The sequence below is a fragment of the Photobacterium pectinilyticum genome (assembly GCF_024357955.1).
In the GTDB taxonomy this organism is placed as follows: Bacteria; Pseudomonadota; Gammaproteobacteria; order Enterobacterales; family Vibrionaceae; genus Photobacterium; species Photobacterium pectinilyticum.
In genome coordinates, this window is record NZ_JANEYT010000092.1 from 1 (window position 1) to 18,070 (window position 18,070).

The 18,070-nt window shown below is 43.4% G+C and carries 16 protein-coding genes; 4 read left to right on the forward strand and 12 right to left on the reverse strand.

All coding sequences use genetic code 11. From position 1 onward, the window contains the following. Nucleotides 1-13 precede the first annotated feature (13 nt). The 9 genes from NHN17_RS22680 to NHN17_RS22720 form a co-directional block, all read right to left on the reverse strand. Nucleotides 14-652 carry a sugar phosphate isomerase/epimerase family protein gene (locus NHN17_RS22680; RefSeq protein WP_255044929.1) on the reverse strand — a complete coding sequence of 213 codons (639 nt, stop codon included), beginning with the start codon at nt 650-652 and terminating at the stop codon, nt 14-16. A gap of 75 nt (nt 653-727) precedes the next feature. Beyond that, the gene (locus NHN17_RS22685) at nt 728-1,738 is read right to left on the reverse strand and encodes a 4-hydroxythreonine-4-phosphate dehydrogenase PdxA (protein WP_255044930.1); all 1,011 of its coding nucleotides are present in this window, start codon (nt 1,736-1,738) and stop codon (nt 728-730) included. A gap of 375 nt (nt 1,739-2,113) precedes the next feature. Beyond that, on the reverse strand, nt 2,114-3,088 hold the full coding sequence (locus tag NHN17_RS22690; protein WP_255044931.1) for a sugar-binding transcriptional regulator: 975 nt from the start codon (nt 3,086-3,088) through the stop codon (nt 2,114-2,116). Between the two features lie 206 nt (nt 3,089-3,294). Next, nucleotides 3,295-3,747: a YaiI/YqxD family protein gene (locus tag NHN17_RS22695; RefSeq protein WP_255044932.1), complete on the reverse strand. Its 453-nt coding sequence runs from the start codon at nt 3,745-3,747 to the stop codon at nt 3,295-3,297. Between the two features lie 131 nt (nt 3,748-3,878). Continuing rightward, on the reverse strand, nt 3,879-5,474 hold the full coding sequence (locus tag NHN17_RS22700) for an ABC-F family ATPase (protein ID WP_255044944.1): 1,596 nt from the start codon (nt 5,472-5,474) through the stop codon (nt 3,879-3,881). 357 nt (nt 5,475-5,831) lie between these two features. Continuing rightward, nucleotides 5,832-6,596, reverse strand: coding sequence for a BRO family protein (locus NHN17_RS22705; RefSeq protein ID WP_255044933.1), 765 nt, complete (start codon nt 6,594-6,596; stop codon nt 5,832-5,834). Between the two features lie 465 nt (nt 6,597-7,061). After that, on the reverse strand, nt 7,062-7,772 hold the full coding sequence (locus tag NHN17_RS22710) for a hypothetical protein (RefSeq protein ID WP_255044934.1): 711 nt from the start codon (nt 7,770-7,772) through the stop codon (nt 7,062-7,064). Nucleotides 7,773-7,919: 147 nt separating this feature from the next. Further along, nucleotides 7,920-8,279 (reverse strand): hypothetical protein, encoded by a 360-nt coding sequence (locus tag NHN17_RS22715; protein ID WP_255044935.1) that lies wholly within the window; start codon nt 8,277-8,279, stop codon nt 7,920-7,922. A gap of 171 nt (nt 8,280-8,450) precedes the next feature. Next, nucleotides 8,451-9,014 carry a MarR family transcriptional regulator gene (locus NHN17_RS22720; RefSeq protein ID WP_255044936.1) on the reverse strand — a complete coding sequence of 188 codons (564 nt, stop codon included), beginning with the start codon at nt 9,012-9,014 and terminating at the stop codon, nt 8,451-8,453. A gap of 803 nt (nt 9,015-9,817) precedes the next feature. On the opposite strand from NHN17_RS22720, the gene NHN17_RS22725 reads away from it, so the two are divergent. Beyond that, nucleotides 9,818-10,393 (forward strand): recombinase family protein, encoded by a 576-nt coding sequence (locus NHN17_RS22725; RefSeq protein ID WP_255044937.1) that lies wholly within the window; start codon nt 9,818-9,820, stop codon nt 10,391-10,393. A 210-nt stretch (nt 10,394-10,603) separates the two neighbouring features. Here NHN17_RS22725 and NHN17_RS22730 read toward each other — a convergent pair whose 3' ends face one another. Next, nucleotides 10,604-12,274 (reverse strand): recombinase family protein, encoded by a 1,671-nt coding sequence (locus NHN17_RS22730; protein ID WP_255044938.1) that lies wholly within the window; start codon nt 12,272-12,274, stop codon nt 10,604-10,606. 448 nt (nt 12,275-12,722) lie between these two features. On the opposite strand from NHN17_RS22730, the gene NHN17_RS22735 reads away from it, so the two are divergent. Then, nucleotides 12,723-13,724 carry a phospholipase A gene (locus NHN17_RS22735; protein ID WP_255044939.1) on the forward strand — a complete coding sequence of 334 codons (1,002 nt, stop codon included), beginning with the start codon at nt 12,723-12,725 and terminating at the stop codon, nt 13,722-13,724. A 41-nt stretch (nt 13,725-13,765) separates the two neighbouring features. Here NHN17_RS22735 and tdh read toward each other — a convergent pair whose 3' ends face one another. Continuing rightward, nucleotides 13,766-14,797, reverse strand: coding sequence for an L-threonine 3-dehydrogenase (tdh, locus tag NHN17_RS22740; RefSeq protein WP_107348794.1), 1,032 nt, complete (start codon nt 14,795-14,797; stop codon nt 13,766-13,768). Between the two features lie 80 nt (nt 14,798-14,877). Continuing rightward, a complete protein-coding gene (locus NHN17_RS22745) occupies nt 14,878-16,071 on the reverse strand; it encodes a glycine C-acetyltransferase (protein ID WP_255044940.1) in 1,194 nt (397 codons plus the stop codon). A 215-nt stretch (nt 16,072-16,286) separates the two neighbouring features. Here NHN17_RS22745 and NHN17_RS22750 point away from each other — a divergent pair, with 215 nt between their 5' ends. Then, a complete protein-coding gene (locus NHN17_RS22750; RefSeq protein WP_255044941.1) occupies nt 16,287-17,210 on the forward strand; it encodes a LysR family transcriptional regulator in 924 nt (307 codons plus the stop codon). 201 nt (nt 17,211-17,411) lie between these two features. Then, on the forward strand, nt 17,412-17,861 hold the full coding sequence (locus tag NHN17_RS22755; protein ID WP_255044942.1) for a DUF4174 domain-containing protein: 450 nt from the start codon (nt 17,412-17,414) through the stop codon (nt 17,859-17,861). The last annotated feature ends 209 nt before the right edge of the window (nt 17,862-18,070 follow it).

Here is an 18,070-nt window from a genome sequence, read left to right on the forward strand (position 1 = left end):
GTCAGATGGTCAACTAACCCCAGAAAGGCCCTTGGGGCTGAGCCGTCCCGAGGATGAATTGATCAACAACGCCAAATGGTATCGCTTTTAAAGCTTCTTCAACAGGTGACTTATCAGGGAGAGCTGATACGGTATTACCTGGGTCAAAGTTCAACGCAACCGATTTATGATTTATTTTATCAATTAACTGGATGCTTTCGGTAGCTGAAGAAATAGCATTAAAATTTCGATCACCTCCATTCTCAAGGCAAATAACACATCCGTGTTGCTCTGCATATGGTGCTAATACATTAAGGTTATCAATCAGAATATCTATCTTTTCAATACGAGTTGTACAGGTATTTAAATACTTAACACCTAATTTTTCAGCAAAAATAATACGCATTTTAAAGCTTTCAATAGCCTGGTAAGAGGCCATATCCATGGTGCAACCTAGCGCAACAGTCGACAATGAATAATGAGATAAAAGATCAATCAGTTTATCGGCATGTGAGTCAGAGAATAAACTATCATCAAGATTTCCGACATAGCCTTGATTAAATGCAAATTCAACGTTCGATACTCCTAAGGCCTTGATCATCGCCAAGCTCTCTGCCATATCATGCCCATCGAAAATAGCTGTATTAATTGCAAGTCTATTAAGAAAATTCATTGTTCATCCTTTTTAACAATAAATTCTAAAAGGTAGGTTTAAAGAAGGAGGTAATCCCCTCCTTTAACACGAACGTTAGCTAACGAATTTATTTTGGTAAACATTTGCCATCTGAATGGTCAGATCTAGGGCATTTTTAAATGCCAGAGGTGTAGCAAGGTTCTTTCCATAAATATCGTAGGCTGATCCGTGGTTAGCCGTCGCGATAGGAATAGGGATCCCTCCCTGTACCGTAACACCTCGATCAAAACCCATCATTTTAAGCGCTGTTGCCCCCTGATCATGATACATAGAGACAACGGCATTTAACTCCTGTTGTTGAACTGCCCACATAGTGGTATCTGCAGGGAAAGGGCCATATGCATCAATCCCTTTTTCTTTGGCTTTTTCAATCGATGGAGAAATAATAGTTATTTCCTCATCACCGAATAACCCACCTTCTCCGCCATGCGGGTTAAGTGCTTGAACAGCTATTTTGGGTGCCTCAATCCCAGCAGATACCAAAGTCCGCTGCATCAATTCGATAGTTTCTAGAACACTATCAATACTCAACCGGTCAACAACGTCCCTAAAAGGAATGTGCGATGTAACTCGTCCTGCCCAGATATTGTCAACAACATTTACCTCGCAGCCAAAGCCTTTATAGCCTGTAAGCTCAGCAAACCAAGATAGTTCATCACGGTGGCCCAACCCGGCCATATTCATTGCTTTTTTGTTCAATGGTGCAAAGCAGATCCCATGAGTCTTACCAGCAAGAGTAAGATCAACCGCAATCTTTAGGCTTTCGATGATATAAGTTCCACCTGCAACGGTTTCTTTGCCGTATACCAAAGGCTCCTGACATGAACTTTTAAACTCAAGTAATACAGGTGTACCACTTGTAAAATCAGCCTCTTCAAAAGAACTAACAATCTGGTAATTAAATGGGCAGAGGGCAATATCCATACCCCGGCGTAATTCATCCTCATCTGCGATCAGCAATACGTTTGCCCTATCGGCAAACTCATTAACAGATAGCACTTTAGCCACAACTTCCGGGCCTACACCAGCGGGATCACCTAATACCATAGCAATAACGGGTTTCATCAACTTTTCCTCTGTCTGTGTATCAATCCACCACTAAAAACCGAACCAATGAACATACCTTGTTCATATGATAATAGGGTTATTTCGAATTCATTGAAACAAACTGGTTTCACTTATGAGAAATTGATCACCAAATCGCCCGTTTTACAAGCTTTAAACATTTAGTCCCTTGAACAGCATAAACAAATGAACACATTCGTAATAATAATACTGTGGGGTTTATCCAAAAAGATCGACGATGATATATAAGTGTTATAAAAGATGAGGTAGAGCACATTTGTACATTAGATAGAATCAAGCCAGCCTAATCACGTTGGAAACAGGGCTGACTTGCTAAGCGACAAGCTAGGGGGGGTTAGAGATGGCTTTACCGAGTTATCTCTGGCGGTATACATCATCAAGGTTAAGGATTGTCATGGCATTAGATACACTGGTAGCTAACACATTAACAGCTCCAGTACGCAAAGCCCCTAACAGCGATAATGACTTGCTGCTTTCAGAAGCAATAGCAATAACTTCCGGAACATCTTTGAACTCAGCCAGTTTCAGGCCAATGATCCTGTCACTCAAAATACTGTGAGAGGTATTGCCGTAAATATCAAAGAAATCATAACCGGCAATATCACCAATCACACCATGGTTCATTCTGGCATCCGTAACTTCCTGAGCGGTAAACCACCCTAGGTCGACCATAAAGCTATTTTCGCTCATATCACCGACACCTATGATTGCCATGTCGGCTTTACGGGCTAAATCGAGTGTCTGTTTAATCGTTGGGTTGGCCATCAAGCCTTCACGTATAACCGGATCGGCAACGAAGGCTGGCGCGTAAAGGCTTTCACTGTTACCACCAAATTTCTTCGCAAGCTGACGGCAAATATGGTCAGCATTAGTTTGCCCTCCCCTTGGGTGAATTCCACCAATACCGCAAACAAATTTACAATTCCTTTTAGCTGCAACGCCAACATGTTCAGCTACGGCAGAAACATTGCGCCCCTGACCCACGGTTATCACCATATCATCGGTCAAAGTATCCGACAGATAGCTAGAAACTAGGCTCGCTACCAGGTTGCGTTGCTCATCCTCATGAGGCTGGTCTAACGCGATGAGGGCGCGCTTAATTCCGAAACGCTCAATAAGCCTTTCTTCAAGGTTGGCAGAAAAAACGGGATGATATTTGACCGTGATTTCAACAATGCCTTCTTCACGAGCTTTTTTCAAAAGCCGGCCAACTTTAATCCGAGAAATGCCAAACCGTTTAGAAATTTCTTCTTGCGTAGAACCATTATGATAATAGGCCATTGCGACTTCAGTAAGAAGATCAGTATCAACAGGCAGGTTCAAATCCATAGTGCATCCTTTATCAACTCGGAATTTATATGAACATTATACATATGTTCATATATTTAGAACATATGTTCGGCATCGTATATTTTGTACGATACTTTAAACAGAAATGGATGCTCACAACGTTGAAAAAGAATGAAATTTATTCTCTCTTGCTAATGACAATATGGCGAGACATGGCTGTCTCACCACGATTATCAAACGAGTTATTAACGGCGAAAATTCTTCGCTAAAAACGCATCAAGCTTATTGCCGAAGTTCTGCCTGTCAGTCTGATTCAGTGGCGCAGGGCCACCGGTTTGTACACCTGAGCTTCGCATCGTTTCCATGAAGTCACGCATCTGAAGACGTTGCTTAATAGTGTCTTTGGTGTACATTTCCCCCCGTGGATTTAACGCATGAGCACCTTTGGTGATCACTTCATCTGCCAGTGGGATATCGGCGGTAATCACAAGGTCGCCCGGCTCTGACTGCTGAACAATGTAGTTATCAGCTACATCAAACCCAGATTCAACCTGAATTGATTTAATATGTGGTGATGGTGGAACGCGAATATACTGGTTAGCGACTAACGTCACTGCAACCCCTACCCGATTAGCAGCACGGAACAAAATTTCCTTAACGACATTCGGACAAGCGTCGGCATCGACCCAAATCTTCATACTTTTTCCTTATTTATAAAAACAAAGCACAATAATACCTATGTATCTTGGCATAGTGCCTCATCACTATATATAACAAAAAGCCGCCATAAAAAGGCGGCTTTTTAAATCAAGCTTCAACTAATCGTTGATTAGCCAACAAGACCTTTCTTCGCTAGGTACTCTTCATAGGTACCGTGGAAGTCTTCTACGCCATCTTTTGTAATTTCAAGAATACGCGTTGCAATCGAAGAAACAAACTGACGGTCGTGAGATACGAACAACAGTGTGCCCTTGAAGTTTTCAAGTGCCAGGTTCAATGCTTCGATAGATTCCATATCCATGTGGTTGGTTGGTTCATCCATCAGAAGAATGTTTGGTTTTTGCATAATCAGCTTACCAAACAGCATACGACCCTGCTCACCACCAGAAATCACTTTTACAGACTTCTTAATGTCATTTTGTGAGAACAGCATACGACCAAGAATACCACGAACGGTTTGCTCGTCATCGCCTTCTTTCTTCCACTGACCCATCCACTCAAGCAGCGTGATATCTTCTGCAAAGTCAGCGCTATGATCCTGAGCGTAGAAACCAATGTTATTGTTTTCTGACCACTTAACCATACCATCCATCGGTTCCATCGCACCCGCAAGAGTGTTCAGCAGCGTTGACTTACCGATACCATTTTCACCGATGATAGCAATACGCTCACCCACTTCAACCAGCATTTTAACGCCGTTGATAAGGATATTATCATCATAGCCCTGCTTCAGGCCTTCTACTTCCAATGCGTTACGGAAAAGCTCTTTTTCCTGATCGAAACGGATAAATGGAGATTGGCGGCTAGATGCCTTCACTTCATCCAGCTGAATCTTATCAAGCTGCTTTTGACGAGATGTCGCTTGTTTTGCTTTTGATGCGTTAGCAGAGAAACGGCTTACGAACGTTTGTAGTTCAGCCATTTGCGCTTTCTTCTTCGCATTATCTGCATGTAGACGCTCACGAGCTTGTTCAGCTGCGATCATATACTCATCATAGTTACCAGAGAATAGGCGAAGTTCACCGTAATCTAGGTCAGCCATGTGGGTACAAACACTGTTTAGGAAGTGACGGTCGTGCGAGATAATAATCATGGTGCAGTTACGCGCCAGAAGAATCTCTTCCAACCAGCTAATGGTATGAATATCCAAGTTGTTCGTTGGTTCATCAAGTAGCATGATTTCAGGATCAGCAAACAAAACCTGAGCCAGAAGAACACGAACTTTAAGACCAGGTGCAACGGCGCTCATTAGGCCGAAATGTTGCTCTTCAGGAATACCAAGACCAAGTAGAAGCTCACCAGCACGAGCTTCCGCTGAATAGCCGTCCATTTCCGCGAATTCAGTCTCAAGGTCACCAACACGCATGCCGTCTTCGTCAGACATTTCTGGCAATGCGTAAATGCGGTCACGCTCTTCTTTTACTTTCCAAAGCTCTTTGTGACCCATAATCACGGTATCAACCACAGAGTATTCTTCGAAAGCAAACTGATCCTGGCCTAGCTTAGCCATACGCTCGTTTGGATCGAGTGAAACAGTACCGCCTGACTGCTCTAATTCGCCGCCAAGAATTTTCATGAACGTTGACTTACCACAGCCGTTCGCTCCGATAAGGCCATAGCGGTTACCGCCACCGAATTTAACTGAGATATTCTCAAACAGTGGCTTGTCGCCAAACTGCATCGTGATATTAGCTGTACTGATGATAACTTGTTCCCTCCAAGGGAAAATACTTTTAAATCAATAGGTAAAGCTCTACACCAGCGTTACCTTGAAATCTTCGGTCACGTAGTATAGCAGTTAAAACTGTGAACTTCATCAACACTTTGAAAACGGAGGAAAGAAGCCGTCACCGTTTGTCTTGAAGTGCTTGCAGGATTTCTTCATGCCTTCTTTTCTCCAAAGACTGACGTTCTCTATTCGAAATAGACCTAGAAAGCATCACAGCTATAACCGCTGTTACGAGAAAACCAACAAATCCGAAAGTAATCGAACCAACTGTGACTATGCACACCATGCAGAAGGCCATTACTACCTTGTAAAGCACGCCCATAACAACTCCTGTTAATCTACAAATGTGATTGCTTTTTCAACGACATTTCGAGTAAACAGTTTAGAAGATACGTCGTCAGCTTCCGAAACTCTGCGAGAGCGGTATATATCTGGCTCTTTACCACATAAACGAATGCATTGTGAAAAAACTTCATACTGCTTGTTGTAATTTAATCCAGCAACCGATTCGTGGTCAGTAACGTAGATCATTTGCTCACAGTTAACCACTTTTTCTATGGTAGTTAACTTAGTTCCAAGACTGCTAATTTCTCTTTTCAATTCTGCATCGGCCTTTTTACGCTCGAGCGTTTCTTGAAGTTGAAGTCTTAACATCGCTTCTACGTCAAAGTCTTCAGTGACAGGAACTGATGTCGCTTGTAAGCTTGGATGTTGATACTGTCCCGTCTCTAATACGGTCGGTATTACCTCTTCTAACACCCACTCTTGAAATTTGATGCAAGCAGGAGAGTTATCCTGTAGTACTACACGCAATAGCCCAGACTTGGTGACATAACTTTCTTGGTATGGTTTGTCCAAGTTCTTAGGGAGATCTGTTCGAGAGAATATTTCTTTTGGAAGTAAGTGTGTTATGTGTGCCCTGATCAATGTGATGATACTTTTCGAGTTCTTTTCTGGGTCTAATATGCGATTTTCACGCTGGATCACCCTCACAACATCAAACAATGAAAAAAACAACTTTCCTTCATGTGTAAATGTTCTAATTTCTTCTTCGCCAGACGCACTATCGTATGGCAGCAAAACTTCAGACAAACTCATTGAACAAGCCCCTATACTGTTAACCATTTGATAGTACAAGTAAGAAAGGATATGAACAAGCCTGTATACCCCTTTGAAGCTAACATTTAATTCAATGCAATAAGGCATGTGGCTAGCTAACCCTCTCTCTGGTTCACTTAAATGTCATACGTATGGTCAGACAGTATAACGCCCTCTAAGATCTATACAGGCATCTATCGGGGAAAAGGATACAGAGGTAGCCAATCTGGTCGAACTCGTCAAGATGGGTATTACAGAAGCTCTCACGGCCACGTGTAGCTACAAAGGCAAGGGGAAGCTATATCAGTACGATCTACTACGTTCGTAATAGGTGGTGATAAGTGGTAACAACCACCTAAAATTTACAACACACCCTATTCAAAGCCCGCTATCGAAAGACTGTTTCTACTTTGCAGCTTCTAATAGCAGGCTTTTTCGAACCGGGTATTTAGCACTTAATCCCTATTATTTGCGCCCCAGCTCTAAATCCCAAATATCGCATTCCAAACGTTGGATCCCTTCACGCGCCATATATCGTGCAGCTTCCATTCCAGACTTCTGCTTGTATAGCCGATCAGAGTTCATATCTCTTTGCAGTCGCGATACCAATGGGTTTTGATAACTGTGCAACTCAAACATTAAACCATCTTCGTGGTGTTGTTTTAGCAGCTCTGACCTCCGAGAATAAAAACGTCTAAGCTTCGGAGTATCCCCCTCATAGTTCCGTATGAAAGAAGCGCATGCTTCAATACGATTTAGGTCATATTGTCGGGGATGGCGTGAACGTAAGTATTGCTCAGTATAATTTTTAACAGATGCCTGCATTGCAGTAACCCATTCGCCACACTGATATTGATCATAGTAAGCCTGAAACTGCTCCATAATGTCTGTATCCCTATCAGTAGGTGTGTAGTCTTTTCGCTCTATTTTAATTCCAGCTAATGAAGCTGCAGTGCGAGCTCTTTCAAATTCCGCAAAAGCGTCCTCCTTAACTGAAGAATCACCGGACAGCATAGAGACAGGCATCAAACACTGTGATGATCTTATAGCTGCTGAATGTAAATCTTCCAGTGTGGGGGATGCTAATGAGTGAGGTGAGATACTAATTAACGTGGAGGCTATGATAGATGTAATTGTTTTATTCATTCTAACTTCAATGTTGTTATGGAGTTTCATAAAGCCTGATTTCCTGCTACGGATAAAGTCCCCAAACTATTGTAAAAACAAATGTTGGAATGATGGTTCTAGACCACATATCAGTTCAGAAGGCGTATCAATTGGCTTTACCGTTTATTGCAAGAAGCAGCCCTGCTCTAGCGTTTATTACCATGTTAATTGCTGTTGTGAAGCACTTACGTTCTCGTTATACATTATTTCGATCATTTGGTAAGTACACATGTCAATAGCCCCACAATAATCAGCTATTGCACGATCCAAGATATCTGTATGAGTTGCATTAGTAAGTCGTTTGAATGCACCTAGGTTTTCTTGCTCCATCATGCGTAACATGACCTCTTGGCACAAATCAATCGTATCGCAATAGTCTTTCCTGACCCGCTCTTGAATATAAGTAACAACCCTGTTTTGATGCATCTCAGAGCCATCAAACTGCAAAGGATGTAGAAAATCTGCTTGGGCAGAAAATGATAGTAGAACTGTTACTGAAATAAGAAGCTTTTTCATTTTTCGATGTTCATTAGCTTATATGTAATAAAGGATATAATAAAGCTAGCCATGATAAACTACAATCAGCCGCAACAATTTAGAACAAATGATCACAGTATCCCTTAGTGAATAACTAAACGCTCCCCTCCCCCGACATAGTGCATCGCCCGTTTTACTGGGCTTAACAGGTCAAGCTGCAACACACCTCCGTTTAGTTCTGTCCGTTGAACTATATGAGCAAGTGTAACCATTCCACCCCATCACATCACGCTCAGATAGTACCCGTAAGTATGGCTGTTCAAACGGAATAACCTCACCTGTTTCAAAGTCAATTACCTCTGTATTTACCTTCTTCAGACAAAACACTGTGAAGTCATACAGTCTGTAATCCGTTCGACATTTCTGCGCCCAAATAACAGCACCTTCATGACTACCAAGATGGAACATGGCTTGTGCGAATATTTTCTCCCAACCGCTCGAACGGTACAAAAAAGATGGATTAAGCATCGATATAGGCTGACCTGCTGCATTAACGATACCGTCACGTAACAGGTCTTTCTCGCGTAAGCTCTTGAACAACCTTTGCAATGAGCTTTTAGACTCACCGCTCAATGCTTCCAGTTTACGGAGGTTTGTTGTGAGGAAAGAGTTATCGGCTTTATCGAAAAATTTGTTTGACTGCTTACGATTGCTGTTTACTAGACGAATCAAAAGCTGGAATTGTTTCGTTGGTAGATTATTATTTTGATTCATTCACACTCCTTATTATTTTGGGACACCCAACTCACAAGTAAAACATCAAAAAACAACCACTTAGACTCGAAAGCTAAGAAGAATGCTAATGTAGGATACTTTTTAGTGGGGTTTAAAAGTTTGTTTAAAGCTTGCTGCTTTCTTTGCAGGAGAGCTTCGCTCATATCACACTACTTGTCATTATGAGATCGGCTAAACAGCTACTGGATAGAACACTGAACAGTGCAAGTAAAGCGCTAGCAAAAGAAGGTGATTAGGCGAAAGCCCACCGAAGGATCTTTACAAGATTTACGCTACAGGTTAGTGTCTTTTCAACACCTTACTTCTTTCTGTCATAACACCTATTAAGTAGGTCTAATTTTATAATAGATCTAGTAACTATTCTAACGGATTAAACCGATCAATAATGAAGGTACTGATCGTTAAAATCTATTAACTTATTCCTGTTCAGGCGCAGAAGAAGAGGCAAAAAACACATCATCGTCGTCGCTTCTAAGGCTCCTGTTCTCAACACGTTCTGAAGGTACACGCTGACCTTTAGTCTCTAAGTAACCGAGTTACCCGGTTCATTTGGTAAGATAATATCAACATTAGCACCATCATCACCATGAGGATCAGGAGCAACTTCACCTTCACCTCCCCAAATCACCTGAACATAATCCCGTCTCAGGTATCACAAAACACTCGTTAAATGATCCTAGCTAGATACCCCTGACACTGGTATCACCTAAATACCCTTGACAGTAAGTGATACCAATGCAATTATGATACTGCATTTTCGATACCACCTTAAAGGACATCACATGACAACTGGACGCACTTTCGCCTACTGCCGAGTCTCTACTGTAGAACAAACCACCGAAAACCAAATCCTTGCTATACGTAGTGCAGGCTATGACGTAACAGATAACCGTGTAGTGTCTGAAACCGTATCAGGTAGCGTACTTGCAATCGAACGCCCAGAGTTCAAGACTTTGGTTGAACACAAGCTTGAGAAAGGTGACAAGTTAGTAGTTCTGAAGCTTGACCGTCTAGGCCGTGACAATATCGACGTTCAACAGACAATTGATAAGTTAACGACTAAAGGAATCAAAGTAATCTCCTTAGACCTACCCGTTGCAGACTTAAGCAGCTCTGAAGGTAAGCTCATGCTTCAAATGTTCAGTGCCTTTGCCGAGTTTGAGCGTAATCGCATCCGTGAGCGTACTCAGGAAGGTCTCAACCGTGCCAAGGCAGAGGGCAAGAAACTGGGAAGACCACCAGCGAAAGGGACAACTGAGAACGTACAGCGATGCAAAGAAGAGGGACTATCACAGAGTGCTACCGCTAAACTGCTAGGACTTGGTATCGCGACTGTTAAGAGGCACTGGAACAAGTAGGTCTAGATCGGAGGGCTGGCGAATGTGTCAGCCTTGTTATACACATAAACCGTTGATCATATTTTGTATTCTTGAAAGATTTACTTGATGGGGACTCACACCCACCAAGCACCTAGGCACCATGAACAGCAGATATTTCCTGTGAACGAAAAAAGCCACTGTTAAACAGTGACCTTCTAGGTTTTGGGGAAGTTGTAGAACCGCAGAAATCTAGAGCTTCACACTATCAGCTACAGCCTTATCGATTGCCCGTAACGCATCAATAATTTCAGCGTTGTCATCAGGAGATACTTTAACTTTCTCCCCTCGACTCAGGTCTAATACATGGTAGTTAGTCTCTATTGACTCTCGTGACTTCCACAATTCTATTTCTTCTGGAGTCCAACCACGCCCTACATCAAGCGTGAACTCAGAGACTAAGTCTCCTTCAATCGTCCACTCACTCATGTGGTAACAATCGTTCTTACGTGACCACTTCACGTATTCCCACACACGATCATCATAAGTTATCTTGTTACCGTTAACAGATAGATAGTACCCAGTCTTACGTAGCAATTCATTCAACAACTCAGGGTTGTCTAGCATTTCACTGCCAGTGACCATTGCATCTGCATATGAGACTTCAGAAGGCTTTCTTATCTGCAAGAGAAGGTCTGACTCTTTCTCGTGCAGTTTCTCAAGTTCATCCTCAAGCAATGAAACAACTTTCTGAGTACGTTTAGAACCAGCAGCGACTAATTCGATTAAGTTGTCGATACGCTCTTCCAGTTCAGCAATTTGACCTTTCACCACTGCCAACTCTTGGTCCGCTTCCTGGCTCTGAGAGTTAGTCTCTATCTGCTGGATAGCCTCAGCAAAGGTCTCATTCCGTACCCAATCCAAAACCTGCACCGGGATCGTCTTGCCGTTAGTGCACTTGTCCTTTCTTTTATTGGCGATACTGCAAAGCATCGCATCACGTGAATGCTTGTTACTCCTCATTGAGAAGTTGCCTCCACAACAACCACACTTCACAAGGCCACATAAAAAATGACCTGATCGTGGTGTCTGAGACTTACCATCAGCCCTTCTGGCTAACTCCTCTTGGACTTGATAGAACAAGTAATCTGGTATTGCGGCAGGATATGCGTCAGGTATGTCGTTCCAGTAGCCAATGGCGGTCTTGTTACGTAACCACCGTTTAACTGTAGCGGGGTCAGTAGAGCCAAATTTCTCAGGCTTTACTTCACGTAACCTAGCAAGAATTCGTCTTTCACCAAGACCGGATAAGTACCACTTGTAGACATCATTCAGCAGTTGCTTGTCTTCTTCAGTGATAATGTCATGACGATCAGTTTCATCATTCCACGTAATCCACCAAGGCGCTTTACGCTTAACGCCCTTTCCAGCCTCAGCGTCTTTGCGCTTCTTTACCCAAGCTGCACTTACACGCTCAGATAGCTGTTTCGAATGCTGGTGGGACATCTGAACCTTGCCAGCCAGCAAGTAAAGGAGGCCGCCATTAGCTGCCAGAGCTTCGTTACTGTATTCTTGCCCATCCTGCAAAGTGATTATCTTCACGTCATGTTTAAGAATACTGTGTAGCAGCGAGATCATCTCAAGCTCAGGCAATCGCCCTAGCCTGTCCATAGCTTCAACAAGAATGTAATCACCTGCTTTGATGTGTCCAGCTTCGATAGCCTCTAGAAGCTTCCCTAGATCGTTCTCAAGGTGTTTACCCTTGTAACCTGACAAGCCCAAGTCTTGGTACTGAAGGCTGCTCAGTTCGACTTCTGGGTGCAATTTGAGGTAGTCATCAATGAGATTCTGCTGGCGCTCAAGTGATGAGCCTTTTTGTTGAATGGAAGAGCTAAAACGTATGTAGGGAATAGCCTGTGGCATTTATCAGTTCCAATCTAAATATAGAATGGAGCGGATAATATTAGCGGAGCAAGTTAATTGCAACAGTAAAGACTGCATCGTGATATTAGCTGTAGAAATCAATGTACTGTTCCAATAATGATGTATATCAAGCAATAAAAAAGTCGCCATAAAGACGACTTCCTCACCATGTGCCCGAAGTATAACAGGTTTTGTGAGCTTCATCACGAGTAGATTTCATTCTTCCACGCTCCGTATCTGTTCTTATTAGCCTATCGCTCGAATCGCAGGTATCTCAATTCCAATGATGGCCGGCTTGGTTGCTCTTGTTACAATCAGTCCAATGCTGAAGTAATACCGACTCAGCGGATGGTTCATAATAACTAATGTATTATGAGACATAAAAACGCTTTGTAATGGTTTCTTTTTCAAACTAAGTTTTATTAATAAGTTTGCTAAAGGATGAGCAATGTTTAAGTTTCCCCCTTTATTAGCCCTCGTGGCTTGTCTACCTTTTTTTGGACATGCCTCAAATGACACCCACACAAATTGCAGTGAAATTAGGGATAATACAGCCCGTTTAACCTGCTACGATGAGGTTTATCATACTAACGAAAGTCTTCCATCAACGGTGAATACTGACAATGACAATGACAATGACAATGACAATTTTAATTTAGATACGATGTCGATCACTGACATCAATCGCTACTTCAATCAAAGAAAGCTATTTCTGTTAACCCCGCATGAACCCAGTTATATATTGCCAGCCTCTTACAACGACAAACCAAATGAAGAAGTATGGCAGCAACTTAGACCTGGATCTGAAATAGACAATCTTGAAGTGAAATTTCAGATAAGTGGCAAAATTAAGTTATGGGACAACTTATACAAAGATAACTGGGATGTATGGTTTGGCTATACCCAAACTGCTTGGTGGCAACTCTATAACTCGGACGAGTCTGCTCCTTTTAGGGAGACCAACTATAGCCCGGAGGTATTCGTTAGTTACTATTCTGATTACGAGCTGCTTGGCTTCAAGTTTGTTGCAACTGACTTAGGTTTGATTCACCAATCTAATGGCCGCTCAGAACCTTTATCACGCAGTTGGAATCGAATTTATGCCAAATTCGAGCTTACCAAAGGCAATTTCCTTCTTTCTTTGCAGCCTTGGTACCGACTTCCTGAGGATGCAAATGACGATGATAACCCCGATATCGACAAGTACCTCGGCTACGGAAACTACCGTCTAAGTTATAAAAGCGACGGACACCTCATAAGCATCTTGCTCCGCAACAATTTTCGCACCAGTGATAATAAAGGCGCTGTAGAGCTAAGTTGGGCTTTCCCTATTTATGAAACGGTCAAGCTGTACCTGCAGTATTACAATGGCTATGGCGAAAGCCTGATCGACTATGACCACTATACAAACCGGCTCAGCCTTGGTCTTTTAATCTATGACTGGATATAAAAAAACGGGCTCAGAGCCCGTTTTTCATTATTAAGGAGGGATTATTCCCAATCCAAGATAACCTTACCTGACATACCTGAACGCATAATGTCAAAGCCTTCCTGGAAGTCATCAATCTTATAGTGGTGAGTGATGATTGGTGTTAGATCAAGACCAGACTGGATCAAGCTTGCCATCTTGTACCATGTCTCGAACATTTCACGACCATAGATACCTTTGATGATCAAACCTTTGAAGATCACCTGAGTCCAGTCGATGCCCATGTCTGATGGCGGAATGCCCAGCAGTGCAATCTTACCACCGTGGTTCATGCTTGTTAGCATGCTGTTGAAAGCAGATGGTACACCTGACATTTCAAGACCCACATCGAAACCTTCTGTCATGCCTAACTCAGCCATCACATCTTCCAGTTTCTCTTCTGCGACGTTAACAGCGCGGGTCACACCCATTTGACGAGCAAGATCCAAGCGGTATTCGTTCACGTCAGTAATAACAACGTGACGAGCACCAACGTGCTTAGCAACGGCTGCAGCCATGATACCGATAGGGCCGGCACCAGTGATTAGAACGTCTTCACCCACTAGGTCAAAAGACAATGCAGTGTGAACAGCGTTACCGAACGGGTCGAAGATAGACGCTAGGTCGTCAGAGATGCCTTCAGGGATCTTAAATGCGTTGAACGCAGGGATCACAAGGTATTCAGCAAATGCACCTTCACGGTTTACACCAACACCCGTAGTGTTGCGACAAAGGTGGGTACGGCCACCGCGACAGTTACGGCAGTGACCACATGTGATATGCCCTTCGCCCGATACACGGTCGCCAATCTCAAAGCCACGGACTTCCTGACCAATGCCAACGACTTCACCCACATATTCGTGACCGACAACCATAGGAACAGGAATTGTCTTTTGCGACCACTCATCCCAGTTGTAGATATGAACATCAGTACCACAGATAGCGGTTTTCTTGATGCGAATAAGTAGATCATTATGGCCAAGCTCAGGCTTGTCCACTTCAGTCATCCAAATGCCTTGTTCTGGCTTAAGTTTGGAAAGTGCTTTGATTTTCATTATATGTTCCTACTGCAGGGTAGATTTGAAAGGACTGGTACTTTGCCAGCCCTTGGCCCTTGAACTACTGGATAATGGGATTAAATAATACCCATGTCCTTGCCCACTTCGATGAAGGCATTGATCGCTTTATCAAGCTGCTCTGGAGTGTGTGCTGCTGACATTTGAGTACGGATACGTGCCTGACCCTTTGGTACAACAGGGAAAGAGAAACCGACAACGTAGATACCCTTCTCAAGCGCACGCTCAGCGAACTCAGCGGCAACTTTTGCATCACCTAGCATAATTGGGATGATAGCGTGATCTGCACCGCCCATTGTGAAGCCAGCAGCTTCCATACGAGTACGGAATTGTTCTGCGTTTGACCATAGGCGGTCACGCAGATCGCCACTTTCTTTTAGTAGATCGATAACACGGATAGACGCATTAACAATTGCAGGAGCAACAGAGTTAGAGAACAGGTATGGACGAGAACGCTGACGTAGCCAGTCGATCACTTCTTTCTTACCTGATGTGTAACCGCCTGAAGCGCCACCCATTGCTTTACCTAGCGTACCCGTGATGATGTCGATACGGTCAACAACATTATGGAACTCGTGCGTACCGGCACCGGTTTTACCCATAAAGCCAACAGCGTGAGAGTCATCAACCATAGTCAATGCGCCGTACTTATCTGCTAAATCACAGATAGCTGGAAGGTTAGCCACAACGCCGTCCATTGAGAACACGCCGTCAGTTACGATTAGCGTATGACGTGCACCCGCTTCTTTCGCAGCAATCAATTGCTGTTCAAGCTCTTCCATGTTGTTGTTCGAGTAACGGAAGCGCATCGCTTTACATAGACGAACACCATCAATGATTGACGCATGGTTCAGGGAGTCAGAAATGATTGCATCTTCTTTGCCAAGAATAGTTTCAAACAAGCCCGCGTTGGCATCGAAGCAAGACGTGTAAAGAATGGTGTCTTCTTTACCCAAGAATGTTGATAGTTTCTGCTCAAGCTCTTTGTGAATGTCCTGAGTACCACAAATAAAACGTACAGACGCCATGCCGAAACCGTGCTGATCCATACCGGCTTTACCCGCTTCAATAAGCTCAGGATGGTTAGCAAGACCAAGATAGTTGTTTGCACAGAAGTTCAACACTTCTTCGCCAGTACTGATAGAAACAGCAGCTTTCTGCTGAGAAGTGATAATGCGCTCAGACTTGTACAGACCTTCAGCTTTTACTTCTTCGATTTGCTGATTGATTTGATCATAAAATGCGGCAGACATGATGTTCCTCACAATAATATCGTTCAACCGGCTGCCACCAATTGACATCCGGAACAAACACACGGTGAAACCGTCTATTTGAGCAATATTTCCATTTATAGATTAGGTGATTTACCTGCAATTATTGCAATTTCACAGGATCTTTGAACTTTAGCCATTCTAATCAAACCGCAATCGGACTATTATCCCCTCTCGTGGAAAAGGTCTCGTGAATTATGGACACAAATAAACTTATTGCCTTAATGCCTGAACTGGCAGTATTTAAAATTGTTGTTGATGAAGGCAGTTTCACTGCAGCAGCAAGAAAGCTGGGAGTGACACCTTCAGCTCTGAGCAAGCAATTGTCCCGACTGGAGCAAACCCTATCTACCAAGTTGCTTGAGCGTACCACCAGAAAACTGGTGATTACCGAGTCGGGTAAAGGTATCTACAACCAATGCGGCACCTTATTGGAAGCAACCAAACAAGCCGTCGAGTTCACGATCTCTGAGCACGAAACGCCATCAGGTTCGCTCACTGTGGCGGCGCCCAAAGCTTTTTTAAGCATTGTTTTACAACCTATGGTATTGCCGTTTCTTACTCAGTACCCGGAAATCGAGTTAAAACTCAAAGCGCGCGATGGCGATATCGACTTGATATCTGAAGGCATTGACGTGGTTTTTCGACTGACGGAAAAACCAACCGAAGGGTTAGTGCTCAAGCAAATGGGTAAAGTGAGCCTGAGCCTATGTGCCAGCCCCGAGTACCTCGACCAAAGAGGCATCCCTACCCATCCAACCGATCTGTTGCAGCACGATTGTCTTTACCTTGGTGAAACACCAACTGATCATATTTGGGACTTTGTCCAAAATGGGGAGATGCACACGATCCCAGTCTCGGGCCGTTATGCTGTCAATCACTCACAGATGCGTCTGCGTGGTGTAATGGATGGCCTGGGTATCGGTATTTTCCCAGACTTTGTGATCAAAAAAGCACTGGCTGAGGGTGACGTGAAACCGGTGTTGGAAGATTGGACTATCAAAGGTAACTACCAAGGCGATATTGCACTGCAATTTGCCCAAACTAAGTTCATGCCCGCTCGGCTGCGGGTCTTTATCGACTATGTCGCCGAGCACATGGCGACGTACACAGTGTCTTGAAGTAGGTAACCCCTGCTTTATCTGTCTCATTCGCCACCACCACAATCTTCAGAGTCATATATACTAAAAGGCATAACAATGAGACAACACTCGCAGTTTTGATCCAATCCGACAAGAATGTCGTTAGTTATTGGCAGCAGCGCTGACTTTTCACAGCGCCATCACCGGCTTTCCACCTTAGCATCAGGAAGGAAGACGACAATGAACCAGCTGTTAACAAACCTATTGGCGATAATTATGGTTGTTTTTAGTATTAACGCCTTTTCCTACCCTACAGGCTCCATGCATTGGAACCACCGTAGCATCTTGTATTTTGCCCCCGAAAAAGATCAGCATGTAAATACATTTATCAAAGAATCACTGATGCATGACTGCATGCTTCAAGAGCGGGATATCGTGGTGGTGGTCATGACCAAAGACGGCTTTAATAAGCCTACCGATGTTTTTAGCCCGGAAGATGTCGTTCGCTTGGAAAAGCTCTACAACATATCCCGAGACTCTCATACCGCTATTTTGATTGGTAAAGACGGATTGGAAAAGCATCGCTGGAACGAACAAACCAACTGGCAACACATTTCTCAATTGGTCGACAATATGCCAATGCGTAAAAAAGAAGTTGCATATACATCGAACAGCCGCTGCTCTATTTAGCTGCGGCCTAATACCAAACTCAGTGATATTCTACGCCCCCTGCTACGCCTAAAACTTTTGCTTCAGGAGGATTCTATTTTCTTGTAAAAGCAGTAAAGTAGCAGGAACATCGACTTCTGAGGGCGGAATAACAACGCTATGTTCCTTTTAACTGTTGCTGAAGACTTAACATCCTGTTTTCGTTAATTTCTTCAGTCACATCCATGTAT

What these genes read in the sequence shown, in the direction of transcription:
- NHN17_RS22680 (WP_255044929.1), bottom strand. Translation starts at nt 652, where the DNA reads ATGAATTTTCTTAATAGACTTGCAATTAATACAGCTATTTTCGATGGG.
- NHN17_RS22685 (WP_255044930.1), bottom strand. Translation starts at nt 1,738, where the DNA reads ATGAAACCCGTTATTGCTATGGTATTAGGTGATCCCGCTGGTGTAGGC.
- NHN17_RS22690 (WP_255044931.1), bottom strand. Translation starts at nt 3,088, where the DNA reads ATGGATTTGAACCTGCCTGTTGATACTGATCTTCTTACTGAAGTCGCA.
- NHN17_RS22695 (WP_255044932.1), bottom strand. Translation starts at nt 3,747, where the DNA reads ATGAAGATTTGGGTCGATGCCGACGCTTGTCCGAATGTCGTTAAGGAA.
- NHN17_RS22705 (WP_255044933.1), bottom strand. Translation starts at nt 6,596, where the DNA reads ATGAGTTTGTCTGAAGTTTTGCTGCCATACGATAGTGCGTCTGGCGAA.
- NHN17_RS22710 (WP_255044934.1), bottom strand. Translation starts at nt 7,772, where the DNA reads ATGAAACTCCATAACAACATTGAAGTTAGAATGAATAAAACAATTACA.
- NHN17_RS22715 (WP_255044935.1), bottom strand. Translation starts at nt 8,279, where the DNA reads ATGAAAAAGCTTCTTATTTCAGTAACAGTTCTACTATCATTTTCTGCC.
- NHN17_RS22720 (WP_255044936.1), bottom strand. Translation starts at nt 9,014, where the DNA reads ATGAATCAAAATAATAATCTACCAACGAAACAATTCCAGCTTTTGATT.
- NHN17_RS22725 (WP_255044937.1), top strand. Translation starts at nt 9,818, where the DNA reads ATGACAACTGGACGCACTTTCGCCTACTGCCGAGTCTCTACTGTAGAA.
- NHN17_RS22730 (WP_255044938.1), bottom strand. Translation starts at nt 12,274, where the DNA reads ATGCCACAGGCTATTCCCTACATACGTTTTAGCTCTTCCATTCAACAA.
- NHN17_RS22735 (WP_255044939.1), top strand. Translation starts at nt 12,723, where the DNA reads ATGTTTAAGTTTCCCCCTTTATTAGCCCTCGTGGCTTGTCTACCTTTT.
- tdh (WP_107348794.1), bottom strand. Translation starts at nt 14,797, where the DNA reads ATGAAAATCAAAGCACTTTCCAAACTTAAGCCAGAACAAGGCATTTGG.
- NHN17_RS22745 (WP_255044940.1), bottom strand. Translation starts at nt 16,071, where the DNA reads ATGTCTGCCGCATTTTATGATCAAATCAATCAGCAAATCGAAGAAGTA.
- NHN17_RS22750 (WP_255044941.1), top strand. Translation starts at nt 16,287, where the DNA reads ATGGACACAAATAAACTTATTGCCTTAATGCCTGAACTGGCAGTATTT.
- NHN17_RS22755 (WP_255044942.1), top strand. Translation starts at nt 17,412, where the DNA reads ATGAACCAGCTGTTAACAAACCTATTGGCGATAATTATGGTTGTTTTT.